We start from the raw sequence: 17,078 nt of genomic DNA, 5'->3' as shown, positions 1-17,078 counted from the left end.
ACCTGGGCCTCGAGCGAACCTGTGGACAACCGTGAGCCTGTGGACAACTCCCGGTCACGCGGTCGTCGGGACCGGCATCCGCGCTGCCCGAGCGAATACGGTGCGCCCATGGCCGAGACCACGTACGGATGGATCCATGGACCTCGCACAACGATTCCGCGACTTCGCCCACCGCGAGGCGAACGGCAATTCCCCGCTGTACCACCGGCGCGCGCTCGAGATCGCCGAGGACCCGGCGGTGCTAGCGCTGATCGCCGCGCTGCCGACCGGCAAACAGCAGCCCAACCTGGTGCTGGCGGCCGCGCGGGTCCACGGCGCGATCGCGGTGCCCTATCGCGATTTCCGCGAGCAGCTGATCACGCACTGGCCGTCGATCGCGGCGACCGCGCTCACCCGGCGCACCCAGACCAACGAAGCGGGCCGCGCGGCCACCCTGCTGCCGGTCCTCGCCCGCCTGCCCGGACCGCTGTCGCTGATCGAGGTCGGCGCGTCGGCGGGGCTCTGTCTCTACCCGGACCGCTACAGCTATCGCTACGGCGCGCTCGCCCTGGATCCGGCGGACGGTCCGTCCTCGGTGGTGTTGCGGTGCACGACCACCGGCGCCGTGCCGATTCCGCAGCGGCTACCCGAGGTCGTGCATCGCGCCGGAGTCGACCTGAACCCGCTCGACGCGGCGGACATTCGCGACCGGGAGTGGCTGGAAGCACTCGTCTGGCCTGGGCAGGACGACCGACTGTCCAGGCTGCGCAACGCGTGTGCGATCGCCGCCGCGAACCCACCGGCACTGGTGACGGGCGACCTGAACGAGCGAGTCGCCGAACTGGTCGACGCGGCGCCCCGCGACAGCACCGTGGTCGTGTTCCACAGCGCGGTGCTCACCTACCTGCCGCCGGCGGCACGCGAGGGATTCATCGCCGCGGTCCGTGCGCTGCCCTGCCACTGGGTGTCCCAGGAGGGCACCGGGGTGATCGCCGAGTTCACCGATCGTGTGCCCGTGCGGGATTCGGGACGGGCTCGGATGGTGCTCGCGATCGACGGAGAGCCGGTCGCGTACGCCGGGCCGCACGGTCAGTCACTGGACTGGTTCGGCCCGGCGTAGCGGGCACACCCTCAGACGCGGCGCATCACCGAGACCACGCGGCCCAGGATCACGGCTTCGTCGCCATCGATGACCGAGTAGGCGGGGTTGCGGGGTTCGAGCAGGACGTGACCGTTGCGCCGGCGATAGACCTTGACGGTGGCCTCCTCGCCGATCATGGCGGCGACGATGTCACCGTTGGTCGCCTCGCGCTGGCTGCGCACGACGACCAGATCGCCGTCGCAGATGGCGGCGTCGATCATCGAGTCGCCGCGCACTCGCAGCCCGAAAACCTCACCGCGACCGACCAGTTCACGCGGCAGCGTCAGCAGATCGTCGGCGTGCTGCTCGGCCAGGATCGGCGTGCCCGCGGCGATGTCGCCGACCACCGGCACGGTCACCGAGTCACGGGAACCGGCGGCGGGGGTGTCGCGCAGGAACAGGCGCACATCGATCTGGCGGGCCATCCCGGTGCCGCGCCGCAGGAAACCGTCCTCCTCCAACGCTTTCAGATGCTGGGAGACCGTGGAGGTGGACCGCAGGCCGACCGCGTCGGCGATCTCCCGCGCGCTCGGCGCGTAGCCGTGCGCGAGCACCGAATCCCGGATCACGGCGAGGATGTGTTGCCTGCGGGGCGGCAGGTGCGCGGTGTCGGGGAAGTCGAAGTCGTCGTATCCGGTCACCGGGGCATCGTAGAGGCCCAGCGGTCCGGACCGTCGGCGCAGGCTCCCGGCGTGCCCTCAGCGCCGGAAAGCGGCGCCGGTCAGGAACACCCACCGGGCACGACCAGCACGCCCAGCGCGCCGACACCGAGATGGACACCCAGGGTGGGACCGAACTCGCCGACGTACAGCTCCTCGACTTCCGGCACCTGTTCCCGCAGCTGGGCCGCGATGCTCTCCGCGGCATCGGCGGCGCCCAGGTGCTGGACCGCCAGGGCCGCACCGTCGCGCCCGGCCGCCTCCACCGCGGCCGCGACCAGCTTGGCGTAGGCGCGCGACCGCGTGCGCACCTTCTCGCGCAGTTCCAGCTTGCCCTCGACCAGCTGCAGCAGCGGCTTCGTCACCAGCTCGCTGCCGAAGAACGCGGCGGCACTGCTCAGCCGGCCGCCCTTGCGCAGCTGCTCGGTGCGGTTGACCAGGATGAACGTGCGGGCACGGGCGGCGGCCGTCACCGCGCGTTCGTAGACCGCGTCCAGCGCCTCACCCGCCCGCGCGCGGCGGGCGGCCGCGAGCACGGGCAGGCCGGTCGCCAAGCCGGCCCCCAGCGAATCCACCAGGCGCACCTTGTCTTCGGCGCCCATGTCACGGACGGCCTGCCTGCCCGACTCCCAGGTCGCCGACAGCGTGCGCGACAGATGCACGGCGACGACACCGTCTCCGTCACTGCGGCTCAGCGCCCGCTCGTAGACTTCGCGCAGCTCGCCCGGCGACGCGGCCGAGGTGGTGACCGAGTCCGTCGAGTAATCGATCTCGACGGGGTCGACACCCTCCCGGATCTCCCGGTCGCCGACGAGCACATGCAACGGGACCACTTCGATACCGAGCTCGCCGACGACGTCGGGCGACAGCCCGGCCGCCGAATCGGTGACCACCACAACGGTCACGGACTACCGGACCTCCTGCAGCGCCTTGGTCATCGCCGTCGCCACCGCCGCGTGCCCGGCCCAGCCCCAGTGGATGCCGTCCGGGTTCGCCGCGCCCGACTCGATGTCGTCGCGCACGGCCTCGCCGAGGTCGACCAGCGGCACCGCGGTACGGCCGGACCACGCCTGCAGCGCCTTGACCGCGCGCGCCCGGCCCCGGTGCACCCGCCCGTAGGCATCGCACTTGTGTACCGACGGCAGCACCGCGACCACGGGCAGCTCGGGACGCAGATGATTGAGCGCCTCGCGCGATTGCTCGAGGTAGTCGACACTCACCTTCGGCGGAAGTGCCACGGGCCGACCCAGTTTCGACAGCTTCGGCTGCAGCCAGTTGTACGAGGCGCGCACGCCGCGACGCAGCTTGGGCGGACGGATGTAGCGGATCAGCTCGCGCAGCGCGGTCGGCAGCGGCGAGGGCAGCGTGTCCATGCCACCCACGGCGAACACGACGGCACCCGCCCGCGGCACGGCGGCCCACACCCGGGGGTCACCGATCAGCGCCCAGTAGGCGTCGCGGCAGGTCCAGCCGATCCGGGCGATCAGCTCGACATCCCAATCCAGTTCGGCGGCCACCATATTCGGCCAGATCCGGGGATCGTCGGCGGGCAGGCCGCCCTTGGGTCCGTAGTAGGCGAGCGAGTCGGCGATCACCAGCAGCACGGGCCGCGGCGAGGCGGACTCCACCGGCCGGGGCGCGGTGGACTCCTCGACGAGGACGACCTCCGCGGCCGCCGCACCGAGCGATTCACCCTGTGCGACAGCGGTCTCCGCGACCGGAGCCGCCACCTCGGTGACCGCAGCGGCCACCGTGACGGAATCGGCGGATGCCGCGACGGCATCGTCTGTCTCCGTCGCGACCACGTCCGGCACCACGTCCGCCGCGGCGTCCGGGTCGGCGGAACCATCGGCCGCACCTGCCGACTGGAGATCCAGCGCCGCAGCGGGTTCGGCCGCCGATTCGGCGGGCGACGCATCGACGGGAGTCGCACCATCGACTACCTCGGTGTCGGCAGTCTCGGTGGTATCCGGCTGCGCGACAGTCGATTCAGCGTCCGGCCGCGCGGCGGAATCCGCCTCGACGGCATCGGCGACAGCGGCGCCCGCTGTGGCGGGCTCGCCGTCGACATCGCCGTCCGCGTCGTCCGATGAGCCGGCCACCGCCGATTCACCGGCAGCGGCCTCGGACTGCTCGGGCTCGGCGGCTACCGACGCGGGCGGCGGACCGAACAGCGCATCGGGTAGCGAGCGCTCACTGCGCGCGGTGACCTGCTTGAAGAGTTCGTCCGGTACCGAACGGATGGGCTCCTCACGCTCGGGGCGTGCGGGCTTAGCGGGTGGCGGGCCGAACAGCGCGTCCGGCAATTGCCGTCCGGCCTTGGCCGTCACCTGCTGGAACAGTTCGTCCGGTACCGATCGGACGGGCTCTTCAGAGGACATCGGGAGCTACCTTCGCCGCTGCGTTCCAAACATCGAGGCGCCAGCCGGGTCGGTCGATGTCGGGCCCGTGGCTGGACAGCTGCACCCAGCTCGTATTGGCCAGCCCGCCGAGGGCGGGCCAGTTCTCCGGAGGCAGTTCCAGCAACGCGGCCGTGAGGGCAGCGATCAGCCCGCCGTGCGCAACCAGGATGATAGTCCGGCCGGGCCAATCCTGTCGCTCGTTGTACAGTTCGCGCACCACCGGAAGCGCACGCGCGCCCACCTCGAGTTTGCTCTCGCCGCCGGGCGGTGTGTAGGTGGCGTCGAGCCGCCACTGCACACGCGCGCCGGGATAGTCGGCGTCGACCTCGAGATGGGTCAGTCCCTCCCAGTCGCCCAGGTGGGTCTCCCGCAGTCGCTGATCGGTGACGACCGGCAGATTGCTGATGTCGCCGAGCGCCTGCGCGGTTTCCTTGGCACGGCGCAGATCGGAGGCGTGGACCGCGATCGCGTTGCGGGACACCAGTTCCCGCGCCGCCTCTTTGGCCTGCTGCCTGCCGAGGTCGGTGAGATCGGTATCGATCTGGCCCTGCATCCGGTCGGCGGCGTTCCACTCGGTCTGCCCGTGCCGCAGCAGGATCAGCGTGCGCACATGGGCGTACTTGCTCACTCGGTGTCGCCCTCTACCTGTGCGTCGTCGGCGGCGGGTGTCGCCGGGGTGGCGATGCCCTCGACGGCCACGGTCGGGCAGTCACGCCACAACCGCTCCAGCGCATAGAAATTGCGCTCGTCGTTGTGCTGGATGTGCACGACGATGTCGACGTAGTCGAGCAGCGCCCAGCGACCCTCGCGGGTGCCCTCGCGGCGAACCGGCTTGTGCCCGGCTTCGCGCAGCTTCTCCTCGACGTTGTCGACGATCGCGTTGACCTGACGCTCGTTGGGCGCCGAGGCGATCACGAAGCAGTCGGTGATCACCAGCTGCTCGGAGACGTCGAGGACGACGACGTCGGTGGCGAGCTTGTCGTCGGCCGCGAGTGCGGCGACCTTGGCCATTTCGACCGCTTCGGCAGTGGCAGTCACGACTGCACCTCGCTCGTGTGGCTCAACGTCAGCTACCTTCCGTTCCTGCGGGCACATACAGGTGCCGCTTCGATATGTACTGCACCACGCCGTCGGGGACGAGGTACCAGACCGGCCGACCCTCCGCCGCGCGGCGGCGGCACTCGCTCGACGAGATGGCCAGCGCGGGGATCTCGATCATCGTGACGGCATCGGCGGGCAGGTCCCGCAGATGCTCCTCGAGATGGTCGGTGTTCAGCTCGTACCCCGGACGGCTCACCCCGACGAACTTCGCCAGTTCGAACAGTTCGGTCCAATCCTGCCATGTCAGGATGTTGGCCAACGCGTCCGCACCGGTGATGAAGTACAGCTCCGCGTCGGGATGGGCATTCTGCATCTCGCGCAGGGTGTCGACCGTGTAGGTGACCTTGTTGCGTTCGATATCGGCCCGGCTGACCGAGAACCTCGGGTTGGACGCGGTGGCTATGACGGTCATCAGGTAGCGGTCCTCGGCGGGGCTGACCTGCTTGTTCACCTTCTGCCACGGCTGTCCGGTCGGAACGAAGATGACCTCGTCGAGCTCGAACCGGTTCGCGACCTCGCTGGCCGCGACCAGGTGACCGTGGTGAACGGGGTCGAACGTCCCGCCCATGACGCCGAGCTTGCGGCGCGGCCGAGCTGTCTCGTGCATGAGGTCCGAGCTTAACCGGGTTGCCACCACTCGACCGGACCGGACCGCCCCCGAGCGGCCGGGCGGTCGTTCGGGCCCGACGCCTGCGCGCACATCTGGGCGAACTGGGCGCGGGTGCGGTCGAGCTCGTCGGCGATGTGCGCGGCGGGCTCGGCGGCGAGCCGCTGATTCAGCTCGGCCATCAAGACGTCGATCGTGACCCACCACGGACCGCGGATCCGGCCCTGGGGTCCGCGCAGCTGTAACCACGCCGCCGCGCGCAGGCAGCGGGCCCGCGGCACGATCTTGTCCAGCTCGCCCCACAGGCCCGCGGCGCGCAGATAGCCGCCCAGCGCCGCGGACTCCTGGCCGCAGCACTCGCGGGCGACGGCGGCCGACCACACCAGGTCCGCGTGCCTGCGCCGCTGGGCGGGCGAGCTCGCGAGCAGCCGGGCCGCCTCGGTGAACTGCCAGGCCGCCTGCCGGTAGCGGCCGAGCCGCAGCAGCGACTCGGCGAACTCGGCGCGGACCAGCGCGAGCTCACCGGGCGGATAGGCGACAGCGCCGGTGAGCAGCGGTCGGTCGAAGGCGGTGACCGCCTCGGCGTGCCTGCCCGCCCGCGCCCAGGCCCTGCCCGCGACCACCCACAGGTGGGCCGCGTCGGCGGGCGAGATCGGGTGCCAGCACGCCGCGGCGGCGGCCGCCGCCCTGGCCAGGTCGCGATCGCGGCGCGGTTGGGCGGCGATCGCGGTGACCAGGCGGGTGCGCAACTCGGCGAGTTCGCGTCCGTCGAGTTCGCCGCAGCCGACGACCAAGGCCCGGCGCAACTGTTCCTCCGCGGCGGCGGGCGCGTCGGCCAGCCGGGTCGCCGCGACATCGGCCAGCCGCCGCGCGGCCCGCGCGCCCGCGCCGGGACGCAGGTGCTCGGGGCGCACGATCTCGCCGGACGGCACCGTGCTGTGGGGTGCGCACGGCGACGGGACGGCCCCCGCGCCGTCGTTCGCGAGCGGATCGGTCACCGGGTCGACCGCGCCCGCCGTGCCACCACTCGTACCACCGTGTCGGACGACGCCCGTCGACCGAACCGCTCGTCGTCGCGCGACGCCCCTGCCAGCATGGCGGTGATCTTGGTGGAGGGCGCCTGTAAGCGGCTTAACGTCCGCTGAAACGATCAGCCGGTGGGGCGCTTGGACTTCGGCAGTTTGGCCACGACCGCGTCGTAGGAGGCGTCGATCAGCTCGCGCAGTTCGTCGGGCGGGACGGCGCCGCCGACGGTGACGCTGTTCCAGCCGTAGCGGCCGATGTAGGCCGAGGCGGTGACGTCGCCGGGGTAGACGTGCACCAGCTCGTCGGCCTCGGCGCGGTCCCGGCCGCATTTGAGACCGATCGCGCCGCCGTCACCGAGGAAGGCGAAGATCTTGTCGCCGACCTTGGCGACGATGTCGCCCTCCCACGGTTCGTCCTGCCAGGCACCGGGTTTGGCCAGGCAGTAGGTCAGCAGATCCTCGCTCATCACCAGCTCCTTCAGACGGGCAACAACCGGGAGACCACATCGGTCAGCTGCCGGGCCGACCGGCATTCGTGCATCTCGATCACCTCGCCGTAGTCGCGCGCCGCCGAATCACCGGTGCCCCACAGGTTCCGCGGCTCCGGGTTCAGCCAGTGCGCGTGCCGGGCGGTGTCGACGAGCTGACGCAGGATGTCCAGCTTCGGATTGCGGTAGTTGGTGCGACCGTCGCCGAGGACCAGCAGCGAGCTGCGGCTGGTGACGGCGTCACCGAAGTTGTCGGCGAAGGTGGTCAGGGCCTGGCCGTAGTCGGAGTGCCCGTCGGCGTCGATGATCCGTGACTCGGTGAAGATCCTGGTGAGTACGTTGTCGAGGCCGACATACGGGTCGAAGAAGCCGGTGACCTCGTCGGTGCGGTCGACGAAGGCGAAGATCCTGACCCGGGAGAACTGCTCACGCAACGCGCTCACGAGCAGCATGGTGAAGTTGCTGAAGCCGGCCACCGAACCCGAGATGTCGCACAGCAGCACCAGTTCCGGGCGGCCGGGCCGCGGCTTGCGATTCACCAGATCGATCGGGACGCCACCGGTCGACATCGACGCCCGCAGGGTCTTGCGCAGGTCGATCTCGCCGCGACGGGCCTTCTTGCGCCGCACCGCCAGGCGGGACGCCAGGATGCGGGCCAGCCGCTGGCTGCCGCGACGCAGCTCGACGAGTTCGCGTTCGGAGGCGCGCAGGAAGTCGGCGTCCTCGGCCTGGCGGGCGACGCCGTAGGTGGCGACGCGGTCGCGCCCGATCTGTTCGGCCACGCGGCGGTTGGTCTCGGCCTCCACACTCGCCCGGAATCCGGCGATCCGTTCCCTGGCGATGCGCCGGGCCACCTCGGTGTCGCGGTCGCTCGCGTCCGGCGGCAGTGCGAGTCCCGCCAGTACCCGGGACAGCAAGGTCTGCGGCGCGAGGTCTTTCATCGCCTGATAGGCGGAGAACGACGGTCCGCGCGCGGACTGGTACTGGCCGAGCTGTTCGACGACCTGCCCGGCCAGCAGCTGTAACTGCTGACCACCGTCCTCGGCCGCGAGCAGTTCGGCGAGCTGCTCGCGCAGGGCGGGCAGGTCGATCCGGCCGTCGGGTGTGCGCGGCAGCTCGCGCGTCTCGGCGGAGCGCTCCCCCACCGCGACCGGGAACCACAGGTCGAACAGCCCGTCGAAGGTGGCGCGGTGAGTGGGACGGCGCAGCAGCGCGCACGCCAGCCCCTCCCGCACGGACTCACGATCGAGCAGGTCGAGCACGGTCAGCACCCGGCCCGCGTCGACGGTCTCCGACGGCCCGACCGGCACACCACGGGCCCGCAGGGCCGCGACGAACCCGGCGACATGCCCGCCGAGGCCGTGCGGCGCAGGCGCTGTCATCTCAGGCCAGCTTCAGCTCGGCCAGCGCGCGCTGGTGGTCGCTGCGGTGCTTGAGCACCACGCCGAGCGTGGCGCGCACGGTGGCGTCGTCGAGGTCGCCTGCGCCGAGGGCGAGCAGCGTCTGGCCCCAGTCGATCGACTCGGCCACCGACGGCAGCTTCTTGAGCTGCATCCCGCGCAGCACGTGCACGATCCGCACCAGCTGCTCGGCGACCGACTCCGACAGCTCGGGCACCCGGCTGGCCAGGATGCGACGCTCCAGGTCTTCGTCCGGGAAGTCCAGGTGTAGGTAGAGGCAGCGGCGCTTGAGCGCTTCCGACAGCTCCCTGGTGGCGTTCGAGGTGAGTACGACGAACGGCTTACGGGTGGCGGTGATGGTGCCCAGCTCCGGCACGGTGACCGCGAAATCGCTGAGCACCTCCAGCAGCAGGCCCTCGATCTCGACGTCGGCCTTGTCGGTCTCGTCGATCAGCAGCACCGTCGGCTCGCTGCGCCGGATCGCGGTGAGCAGCGGGCGCGAGAGCAGGAATTCTTCGGTGAAGACGTCGGCTTTGGTCTCGGCCCAGTCGTTCTCGCTCGACGCCTGGATCCGCAGGATCTGCTTGGCGTGATTCCACTCGTAGAGCGCGCGGGCCTCGTCGACGCCCTCGTAGCACTGCAGCCGGACCAGTTCGGCGCCGGCGACCTGGGCCACCGCGCGCGACAGCTCGGTCTTGCCGACACCCGCCGGACCTTCGATGAGTAGTGGCTTGCCCAGCCGGTCGGCCAGGAAGACCGAGGTGGCGGTGGCCTTGTCGGCCAGGTAGCCGGTCTCGGCCAGGCGGGTGATGACGTCGTCGACCGAGGTGAAGATCGGTTCCTGTACCAGTGTCACGATCACACCGGCCGAGTCTGGCCGTCGCCCCACACGATCCACTTCGTGGAGGTGAGTTCGGGCAGTGCCATCGGGCCGCGGGCGTGCAGCTTCTGGGTGGAGATGCCGATCTCGGCGCCGAATCCGAACTGCTCGCCGTCGGTGAACGCGGTGGACGCGTTCACCATCACCGCGGCGGCGTCGACGCGGGTGGTGAACTCGCGCGCGGCGGCCAGGTCGGCGGTGACGATGGCCTCGGTGTGGCCGGTGCCCCAGGTGTTGATGTGCTCGACGGCGGCGTCGAGATCGTCGACGACCTTCAGCGCGATATCGAGGGTGAGGTACTCCTCGCCCCAGTCGGTGTCGGTGGCGGGCACCTGGCCGGGCAGATCACCGTGGATGGTGACGCCTGCGCCTTCGAGCGCCTTGCTCAGCCGCGGCAGCGCCGACTCGGCGACCGCCGCGTCGATGAGCACCGTCTCGGCCGCGTTGCAGACGCTGGGGCGGCGGGTCTTGGCGTTGAGCAGGATGGCCTCGGCCATGTCCAGGTCGGCGGCGGAGTGCACGTAGACGTGGCAGTTGCCGGTACCGGTCTCGATGGTCGGCACCTGCGCGTCGCGCACGACCGCGTTGATCAGGCCGGCGCCGCCGCGCGGGATCACCACGTCGACCAGGCCGCGGGCCTGGATCAGGTGGGTGACGCTGGAGCGGTCGTGGCTGGGCAGCAGCTGGACCGCGTCGGCCGGGAGGCCCTGGGAGACAAGGGCTTCGCGCAGCACCTCGACGAGGGCTGCGTTGGAGTTCGCGGCCGAGGACGAGCCGCGCAGCAGGGCCGCGTTGCCCGACTTGAGCGCGAGGCCGAACGCGTCGACGGTGACGTTGGGGCGCGCCTCGTAGACCATGCCGACCACGCCGAGCGGCACCCTGGTCTGGCGGATCTCGAGGCCGTTGGGCAGCGTGGAACCGCGCACGACGACGCCCACCGGATCGGGCAGCCCGGCCACCTGACGCAGGCCGGAGGCGATGCCGTCGACGCGGGCCTTGGTCAGCCGCAGGCGGTCGAGCAGGTTCTCCTCGGTGCCCGCGGCCTGCGCGGCCGCGATGTCGGCGGCGTTGGCCGCCAGCACGCGGTCGGCGGCGGCGAGCAGGGCGTCGGCCGCCGCGTGCAGGGCCTCGTTCTTCTGCGCCGTGGTGAGCTGAGCCAGCACGCGGGACGCGACGCGAGCCCTGCGGGCGGCGTCGTGCACCGCTGCGCGGATGTCGAGCTCGGGGGTCACTTCTACCGTCATGGGTATCAGCGTACGCAGGCCGCCGGTCCGCCTCGACGCCGCCCGGACCCCGGAATACGGCTCCGACCGGCGGCGGGACCGAGTTGTCCACAGGTTTCGGGCACCGCGGGACTTGTCCACAGGTCACCGAGTGATCCGGCCGGGAACCCGCGCCCGCGGTGGGGTCACAGCTAGATTTGCCGCATGGACCGCAGCGCCGCACCCACCGTCGTCGTGCTCGGCAGCGTCAACATGGATCTGGTCACCACCACGGCGCGGCGGCCCGCGCCGGGCGAGACCGTGCTCGGGTCCGGCTTCGCGACCGTGCCGGGGGGCAAGGGCGCGAACCAGGCCGTCGCGGCGGCGCGGTCGGGTGCGCGGGTGCGCTTCCTCGGCGCGACCGGCGACGACGCGTTCGGGACCACGCTGCGCGCGACGCTGTCCGGCGCCGGCGTCGACATCTCCCTGCTGCGGACCGTCGACGGGTCGAGCGGGGTGGCCACGATCGTCGTGGACGAGTCCGGGGAGAACAGCATCATCGTCGTCGCGGGCGCGAACGGGCAGGTGACCGAGCTGACCGCGGACGAGCTCGCGGCGATCGCCGCCGCCGACATCCTGCTGTGCCAGCTGGAGATTCCGCTCGCCACCGTGGCCGCGGCGGCCCGGCACGCGCGCGCCGCGCACACGATCGTCGCGCTCAATCCCTCACCGGTGCGGCCGCTGCCCGCCGCGCTGTGGGCCGATGTCGACCTCGCCATCGTGAATGCGCTGGAGTCCGAACACTATTCGTCCGACCTCGACCGGATTCCACACGTCGTGCGCACGCTCGGCGGCGACGGCGCCCGGTATCGATCAGCCGAGGGCACCGAGTTCGCCGTCCCCGGACGCACGGTCGACGTCGTCGACACCACCGGCGCTGGCGACGCCTTCACCGGCGCCCTGGTCGCCACCTGGCCCACCGGCCCACACCCGGCGCTGACCTGGGCCAACGCCGCAGGCGCCCTGGCCACCACCCGACTCGGCGCCAGCTCCTCGATCCCTGGGCAAGCGGAAGTCGAGGCGATACTTCGGACCGTGTGACCAGGGATGATGCCGCCGTTCAGCCCGTTGCACGCCGCAGCCTCCACTGTCGTGCGGAAACGCTCGAAACCGTACGCCCCAACAACGCTGCCGCAACCGTCGGCGTGTTCGCGCGGACAACCTCGTCATCGGCTGCTGTCCATCTCTTCCGGGTCACGCCGTATCGGCCCGCTTTCGCGGGAGCGGGCGACCACTGCGCGACACGCGTCGCCGCTGCCCGCTTTCGCTCGACGCCGATCACAGTCGGCTCGTACCACGCCCACGCCGCGAGCTGCGCCGCCGCACGGTTCAAGACCATGACATTGCAGACTCCGTCTCGCCGATTGGGACGACAACTTCGCTCGACCCCGCAAACGTTTCGCACGGCGCGGCAGAAGAACTCCGCCGCAGCCGAGCTCGCCGTCACAAAGCTGACGAAGGGCTCGCCCTTCCGGGTGAATCCGATGGATCCATCGCCGTCGAGCAACCCGCGGAGATAGTCGGCTTCAGCGAACCGCTGAGCCGGTGGTCCGATATGTCTCGTCTTTCGGCCCACCGGCACGCCCAGATTCGCGAACGCCTGCCGGGTCGACCTGTCGTAGAACCGCAGGGTCGCTGTCTCCGAGCGATCGGCAAAGTTGGTCGCGCGACTTCTCCGCCCGATCGACGAATAACAGGGAAGAACGTCCGCGACTTGCGTCAGCACATCGTCGTCCCGGGCAGAGAGTTCGAGCGAGATCCTGCCTTTTCCCTCGAGGCTGCCTTCGTGCGAGCCGTCGGTCTGGAGCAGGCCCAGCACATAAGCGACCGCCGGAATCGCCGGGTCGAGCACCATTTCCGGTGCTTCGCCGCTGGACGCCATCGAATCCCCCGATCGCCCGTGCTTCCGGTATCGCCGAAAACCAGATGCAAGCCCGCCCCACTGTTACCTACCTTTACTACACACGAACCAGGGGAGGAACAACCATGTTTCCCGTCGAGCTGCGCGGTACCAGGGCTCGGACGCTCATGTGGGCCAACGAGCACGAGATCGACCAGTCAGCGCTACGTCAGCTCCGCAATATCGCGGAGTTGGAATGGGTGCACGGACTTCGCGTGATGCCCGATGTGCACCTGGGCAAAGGGGCGACGGTGGGGTCGGTCATCGCCATGCGGAACGCGGTGGCTCCGGCCGCAGTCGGTGTCGATATCGGTTGCGGTATGGAGAGCGTGAAGACCGATCTGACCGCCGCTGATCTGCCCGACGATCTGCGGTCACTGCGCAGCCGGATCGAGCGGGCGGTGCCGGTCGGTTTCCAGGCACACAAGGAAGCGGTGAATGTCGCCAAGCTGGGCACCGAGTTCGCGACCTCGCATGGACAGGCGCAGACGCGCGTCAACGGCTGGGAGCGGTTCTGGCGTTCGTTCGGCGAGCTGCACCCCGGGGTGTCGTCGCTGGAGTCCAAGGCGCACAAGCAGATCGGCTCGCTCGGATCCGGGAATCACTTCATCGAAGTCTGCCTCGACCAGGACGACGCGGTGTGGATTCTGTTGCATTCCGGGTCGCGCAATATCGGGAAGGAGCTGGCCGAGCGGCATATGGCGGTGGCGCGGGCGTTGCCGCACAATCAGTCGCTGCCCGATCGGGATCTGGCGGTCTTTCTCGGGGGGACGCCCGAGATGGCGGCGTATCGGCGGGATCTGACCTGGGCGCAGGAGTACGCGGCGCGTAATCGGGCGGTGATGCTGTCGCTGGTGTGCCGGGCGGTGCGGGACGAGTTCGGCGAGCGGGACGTGCGTTTCGACGAGCCGATCTCGTGCCACCACAACTATGTGGCGGAGGAGATCATCGACGGGATGCCGATGCTGGTGACCCGCAAGGGCGCGGTGCGGGCGGGGGCCGGTGATCTCGCGCTGATTCCCGGGTCGATGGGGACGCGGTCGTATGTGGTGCGGGGCAAGGGGAATCCGGCCTCGTTCCAGTCGGCCTCGCACGGCGCGGGACGGCGGTTGAGCCGGACCGCGGCCAAGAAGCAGTACACCGTCGCCGATCTGGTCGCGCAGACCGAGGGCGTGGAATCGCGGAAGGACGCGGGCGTGGTCGACGAGATCCCGGCCGCGTACAAGGACATCGACGAGGTGATCGCGGCGCAGGCCGACCTGGTCGACGTGGTGGCGACGCTGCGTCAGGTCCTCTGCGTGAAGGGCTGAGTCATCGTCGGCGCAGGGTGCCCGCCACACCCGCGCCGACGAGCAGCAGCCCGAGGACGAAGGTGAAGCCGCTGGTGATCCACGCGTTGAGCGCGATGTGCAGCTCGTCGGTCATCAGCGGCAGATCCCCCACCATCCGCCAGGTGCTCTCCGGCGAGACGAAGTAGGCCAGCCCCGGCAGCACACCCCACACCAACCCGGCCAGGATCGTCGCGATCGGCGTGAACCCGGCCAGCGCGCTGACCAGCAACAACAGCACGGCGCCCACGATGATCTGCAGGGTCGAGCCGAGGCGGTCGGCGGCGTCGCCGAGAATCACCCACCGGCTGGTGTCCAGCGCGCCGTGCGCCGCCAGCGCCATCCCGAGCGGCGTGACGATCAGCGCGAGAAACGCACCGGCCACCGTCCGCGAAACCCCCGAATTCGTCCGGAACTGCGCCCCGGGCGGCGCCCACCCAGCAGGCGGGTCGAATCGGTTCGCCATGGAGCCCCTCCGGCAAGTCCGGTAACCACCCCTATTGTCCTCCCCCAGCCCACATTTCGCTGAGAGAACGCGGCACCCGCCCCCGCCCGACGATTCTCACCAACAGATCTCGCACGGACATGGGTAACTCGCCGGGTACGGGCTCACCTGGCCCCCTCTCTCCGCCGGCCGCCCGGCTGGAGCCCCCCGCACCTGACTCTGGCCAAAAATCCCGGAGAGGCGGAACTGTACCGGGGGTCGTCTCTGTCGGTGGGGTCGGGCAGCATGGTCGGCATGACCTCAGCGACCGGCCACGACGTGCTCGATCTGACGGCTCCCGACCTGCGCGAACGCGCCGAGGAGTTGTTGCGCGAGCTCGCCGGGCCGCAGGCGCGGTTGCGCGAGGACCAGTGGGTCGCGATCGAGGCGCTGGTGGTGCAGCGGCGCCGGGCCCTGGTGGTGCAGCGGACCGGCTGGGGTAAGTCGGCGGTGTATTTCATCGCGGCGAAGCTGCTGCGGCGGGCGGGGCGGGGGCCGACGGTGATCGTGTCGCCGCTGCTGGCGTTGATGCGCAATCAGGTGGCCGCCGCCGAACGGGCCGGGGTGGTGGCCGACACGATCAACTCGGGCAATGTCACCGAGTGGGACGAGATCCACGAGCGGGTGGCCGCCGGCGCGGTCGACGTGCTGCTGGTGAGCCCGGAACGGTTGAACAATCCCGACTTTCGCGATCAGGTGCTGCCCCGGCTGGCCGCCGACGCGGGTCTGGTCGTGATCGACGAGGCGCACTGTGTCTCGGACTGGGGGCACGATTTCCGGCCGGACTACCGCCGCATCCGGACGCTGATCGCCGATCTCGGGTCGGATGTGCCGGTGCTGGCGACCACGGCGACGGCCAACGATCGGGTGGTCACCGACGTGGCCGGGCAGATCGGCACCGACACGCTGGTGTTGCGCGGCACGCTCGATCGCGAGTCGTTGCATCTGTCGGTGGTCCGCTTCGACGACGCGGTGCAGCGCACGGCGTGGCTGGGCGCCCAGCTGGACCGGCTGCCCGGGTCGGGCATCATCTACTGCCTCACGGTGGCCGCCGCGCACGATCTGGCCGACGTGCTGACCTCGCACGGGCATACGGTCGCCGCCTACACCGGCCAGACCGATCCGGCCGAACGCGAAGTGCTCGAGGGCGCGCTGCTGAACAACGAGGTGAAGGCGCTGATCGCGACCTCGGCGCTGGGCATGGGCTTCGACAAGCCGGATCTCGGCTTCGTGGTGCACGTGGGCGCGCCCTCGTCCCCCATCGCCTACTACCAGCAGGTCGGGCGCGCGGGGCGCGGCACCGATCGGGCCGAGGTGGTGTTGCTGCCCGGCGCGGAGGACGCGCGGATCTGGAGTTACTTCGCCTCGGTGGCGTTCCCGCGCGAGCACATCGTGCGCGCGGTGCTGGCAGCGCTGGACACCGATCGGCCGATGTCGACGGTGGCGCTGGAACCGCTGGTCGAGCTGAACCGGTCGCGGCTGGAGATGGTGCTGAAGGTGCTCGACGTGGACGGTGCGGTGCGCCGGGTGCGCGGCGGCTGGCTGTCCACCGGTGAGCCGTGGACCTACGACACCGAGCGCTACGAACGCCTGGCCGCCGCCCGCGACACCGAGCAGCAGGCGATGATCGACTACCAGGCGACCACCGCCTGCCGGATGACCTTCCTGCGCCGTCAGCTCGACGATCCCGGCCTCGGCGCCCTCGACGCCACGACCCCCGATTGCGGACGCTGCGACAACTGCACCGGCACCCGTCCCGATACCACCGTGGACGCGGCCGCCGTCGCCGCCACCCGGGCCAGGCTGGACCGGCCCGGCCTCGATCTGGCACCGCGCAAGCAGTGGCCTACCGGCATGGCGAAACTGGGAATCCCGTTGTCGGGCAAGATCACCGGCGCGGCCGACACCGGCCGGGTGCTGGGCAGGCTCACCGATCTGGGCTGGGGTCAGCGGCTGCGCGCGCTGCTCGACGGCCCCGACGCGCCGGTGCCCGACGCGGTGTTCGACGCGTGCGTGGCCGTGCTGCGGGACTGGAACTGGGCCGCCCGCCCGACCTCGGTGCTGGCGCTGGAATCACCGCGCTATCCACAGCTTACCGCGAGTCTGGCCGCGCGGCTGGCGCAGGTCGGGCGGCTCGACAACCTGGGCACCCTGCACACCAGGCCGGACCGGCCGCCGGTGTCGGCGGCGAACTCCGCGCACCGGGTCGCCGGGCTGTTCGACTCGTGGGAGGTGCCGGATCTGAGCGGTGTCGACGGCCCGATCCTGCTGGTCGATACACTCACCGACACCGGCTGGACGATGACCGTCGCCGCCCACGCCCTGCGCACCAGCGGCGCGGACGCGGTCCTGCCGTTCGCCTTGGCGACGCCGACCTGATCGGATCCCGCGACGACGCACCAGCCACCCCACCGCCGAGCAT

17 protein-coding genes are annotated in these 17,078 nt (G+C 70.7%); 4 read left to right on the top strand and 13 right to left on the bottom strand.

Translation table 11 applies throughout. The features are described 5' to 3' along the window. Positions 1 to 136: 136 nt before the first annotated feature. On the top strand, positions 137 to 1,099 hold the full coding sequence (locus AB0L91_RS29910) for a DUF2332 domain-containing protein (protein WP_365015743.1): 963 nt from the start codon (positions 137 to 139) through the stop codon (positions 1,097 to 1,099). 11 nt (positions 1,100 to 1,110) lie between these two features. Here the strand turns inward: AB0L91_RS29910 and lexA are convergent, their stop codons facing one another. The 11 genes from lexA to AB0L91_RS29855 all read right to left on the bottom strand — a co-directional run bounded on the left by lexA (position 1,111) and on the right by AB0L91_RS29855 (position 10,926). Beyond that, positions 1,111 to 1,761, bottom strand: coding sequence for a transcriptional repressor LexA (gene lexA / locus AB0L91_RS29905; protein ID WP_365015742.1), 651 nt, complete (start codon positions 1,759 to 1,761; stop codon positions 1,111 to 1,113). An 80-nt stretch (positions 1,762 to 1,841) separates the two neighbouring features. Continuing rightward, positions 1,842 to 2,684, bottom strand: coding sequence for a DegV family protein (locus tag AB0L91_RS29900; protein ID WP_355278588.1), 843 nt, complete (start codon positions 2,682 to 2,684; stop codon positions 1,842 to 1,844). Positions 2,685 to 2,687: 3 nt separating this feature from the next. Then, the gene (octT, locus tag AB0L91_RS29895; RefSeq protein WP_365015739.1) at positions 2,688 to 4,160 is read right to left on the bottom strand and encodes a diglucosylglycerate octanoyltransferase; all 1,473 of its coding nucleotides are present in this window, start codon (positions 4,158 to 4,160) and stop codon (positions 2,688 to 2,690) included. After that, entirely contained in the window at positions 4,150 to 4,809 is a 660-nt protein-coding gene (locus AB0L91_RS29890; RefSeq protein ID WP_218721444.1) for a histidine phosphatase family protein, read from the bottom strand. The genes octT and AB0L91_RS29890 overlap by 11 nt, the downstream gene beginning before the upstream one ends. Beyond that, positions 4,806 to 5,219 carry a ribosome silencing factor gene (gene rsfS, locus AB0L91_RS29885; protein ID WP_316573883.1) on the bottom strand — a complete coding sequence of 138 codons (414 nt, stop codon included), beginning with the start codon at positions 5,217 to 5,219 and terminating at the stop codon, positions 4,806 to 4,808. The genes AB0L91_RS29890 and rsfS overlap by 4 nt, the downstream gene beginning before the upstream one ends. 28 nt (positions 5,220 to 5,247) lie before the next feature. Next, on the bottom strand, positions 5,248 to 5,889 hold the full coding sequence (nadD, locus tag AB0L91_RS29880; RefSeq protein WP_355278584.1) for a nicotinate-nucleotide adenylyltransferase: 642 nt from the start codon (positions 5,887 to 5,889) through the stop codon (positions 5,248 to 5,250). An 11-nt stretch (positions 5,890 to 5,900) separates the two neighbouring features. After that, on the bottom strand, positions 5,901 to 6,887 hold the full coding sequence (locus tag AB0L91_RS29875; RefSeq protein WP_365015738.1) for a hypothetical protein: 987 nt from the start codon (positions 6,885 to 6,887) through the stop codon (positions 5,901 to 5,903). A 152-nt stretch (positions 6,888 to 7,039) separates the two neighbouring features. After that, on the bottom strand, positions 7,040 to 7,381 hold the full coding sequence (locus tag AB0L91_RS29870) for an MmcQ/YjbR family DNA-binding protein (protein WP_355277166.1): 342 nt from the start codon (positions 7,379 to 7,381) through the stop codon (positions 7,040 to 7,042). 11 nt (positions 7,382 to 7,392) lie between these two features. Beyond that, positions 7,393 to 8,784, bottom strand: coding sequence for a VWA domain-containing protein (locus AB0L91_RS29865; RefSeq protein WP_365015736.1), 1,392 nt, complete (start codon positions 8,782 to 8,784; stop codon positions 7,393 to 7,395). 1 nt (position 8,785) lies between these two features. Continuing rightward, a complete protein-coding gene (locus AB0L91_RS29860; RefSeq protein WP_357348046.1) occupies positions 8,786 to 9,664 on the bottom strand; it encodes a MoxR family ATPase in 879 nt (292 codons plus the stop codon). Continuing rightward, the gene (locus tag AB0L91_RS29855; protein WP_365015734.1) at positions 9,661 to 10,926 is read right to left on the bottom strand and encodes a glutamate-5-semialdehyde dehydrogenase; all 1,266 of its coding nucleotides are present in this window, start codon (positions 10,924 to 10,926) and stop codon (positions 9,661 to 9,663) included. Before AB0L91_RS29855 ends, AB0L91_RS29860 begins: the two co-directional genes overlap by 4 nt. A 183-nt stretch (positions 10,927 to 11,109) precedes the next feature. On the opposite strand from AB0L91_RS29855, the gene AB0L91_RS29850 reads away from it, so the two are divergent. Next, positions 11,110 to 11,985 (top strand): ribokinase, encoded by an 876-nt coding sequence (locus AB0L91_RS29850; RefSeq protein WP_365015732.1) that lies wholly within the window; start codon positions 11,110 to 11,112, stop codon positions 11,983 to 11,985. Between the two features lie 19 nt (positions 11,986 to 12,004). On the opposite strand, the gene AB0L91_RS29845 is transcribed toward AB0L91_RS29850, so the two are convergent. Then, the gene (locus AB0L91_RS29845; RefSeq protein WP_365015730.1) at positions 12,005 to 12,826 is read right to left on the bottom strand and encodes an LAGLIDADG family homing endonuclease; all 822 of its coding nucleotides are present in this window, start codon (positions 12,824 to 12,826) and stop codon (positions 12,005 to 12,007) included. 104 nt (positions 12,827 to 12,930) lie between these two features. On the opposite strand from AB0L91_RS29845, the gene AB0L91_RS29840 reads away from it, so the two are divergent. Continuing rightward, positions 12,931 to 14,154, top strand: coding sequence for an RtcB family protein (locus tag AB0L91_RS29840; RefSeq protein WP_365015728.1), 1,224 nt, complete (start codon positions 12,931 to 12,933; stop codon positions 14,152 to 14,154). Position 14,155: 1 nt separating this feature from the next. Here AB0L91_RS29840 and AB0L91_RS29835 read toward each other — a convergent pair whose 3' ends face one another. After that, complete coding sequence (locus AB0L91_RS29835; RefSeq protein ID WP_365015726.1) at positions 14,156 to 14,638, bottom strand: hypothetical protein; 483 nt, start codon at positions 14,636 to 14,638, stop codon at positions 14,156 to 14,158. A 273-nt stretch (positions 14,639 to 14,911) separates the two neighbouring features. Between AB0L91_RS29835 and AB0L91_RS29830 the strand changes: the two genes are divergently transcribed. Beyond that, positions 14,912 to 17,035 (top strand): RecQ family ATP-dependent DNA helicase, encoded by a 2,124-nt coding sequence (locus tag AB0L91_RS29830; protein WP_365015724.1) that lies wholly within the window; start codon positions 14,912 to 14,914, stop codon positions 17,033 to 17,035. The last annotated feature ends 43 nt before the right edge of the window (positions 17,036 to 17,078 follow it).

This window comes from Nocardia sp. NPDC051833 (assembly GCF_040681225.1).
Lineage (GTDB): Bacteria > Actinomycetota > Actinomycetes > Mycobacteriales > Mycobacteriaceae > Nocardia.
Note: the sequence above shows the minus strand (reverse complement) of the source record. Positions and strands in the feature narration are given on the sequence as shown.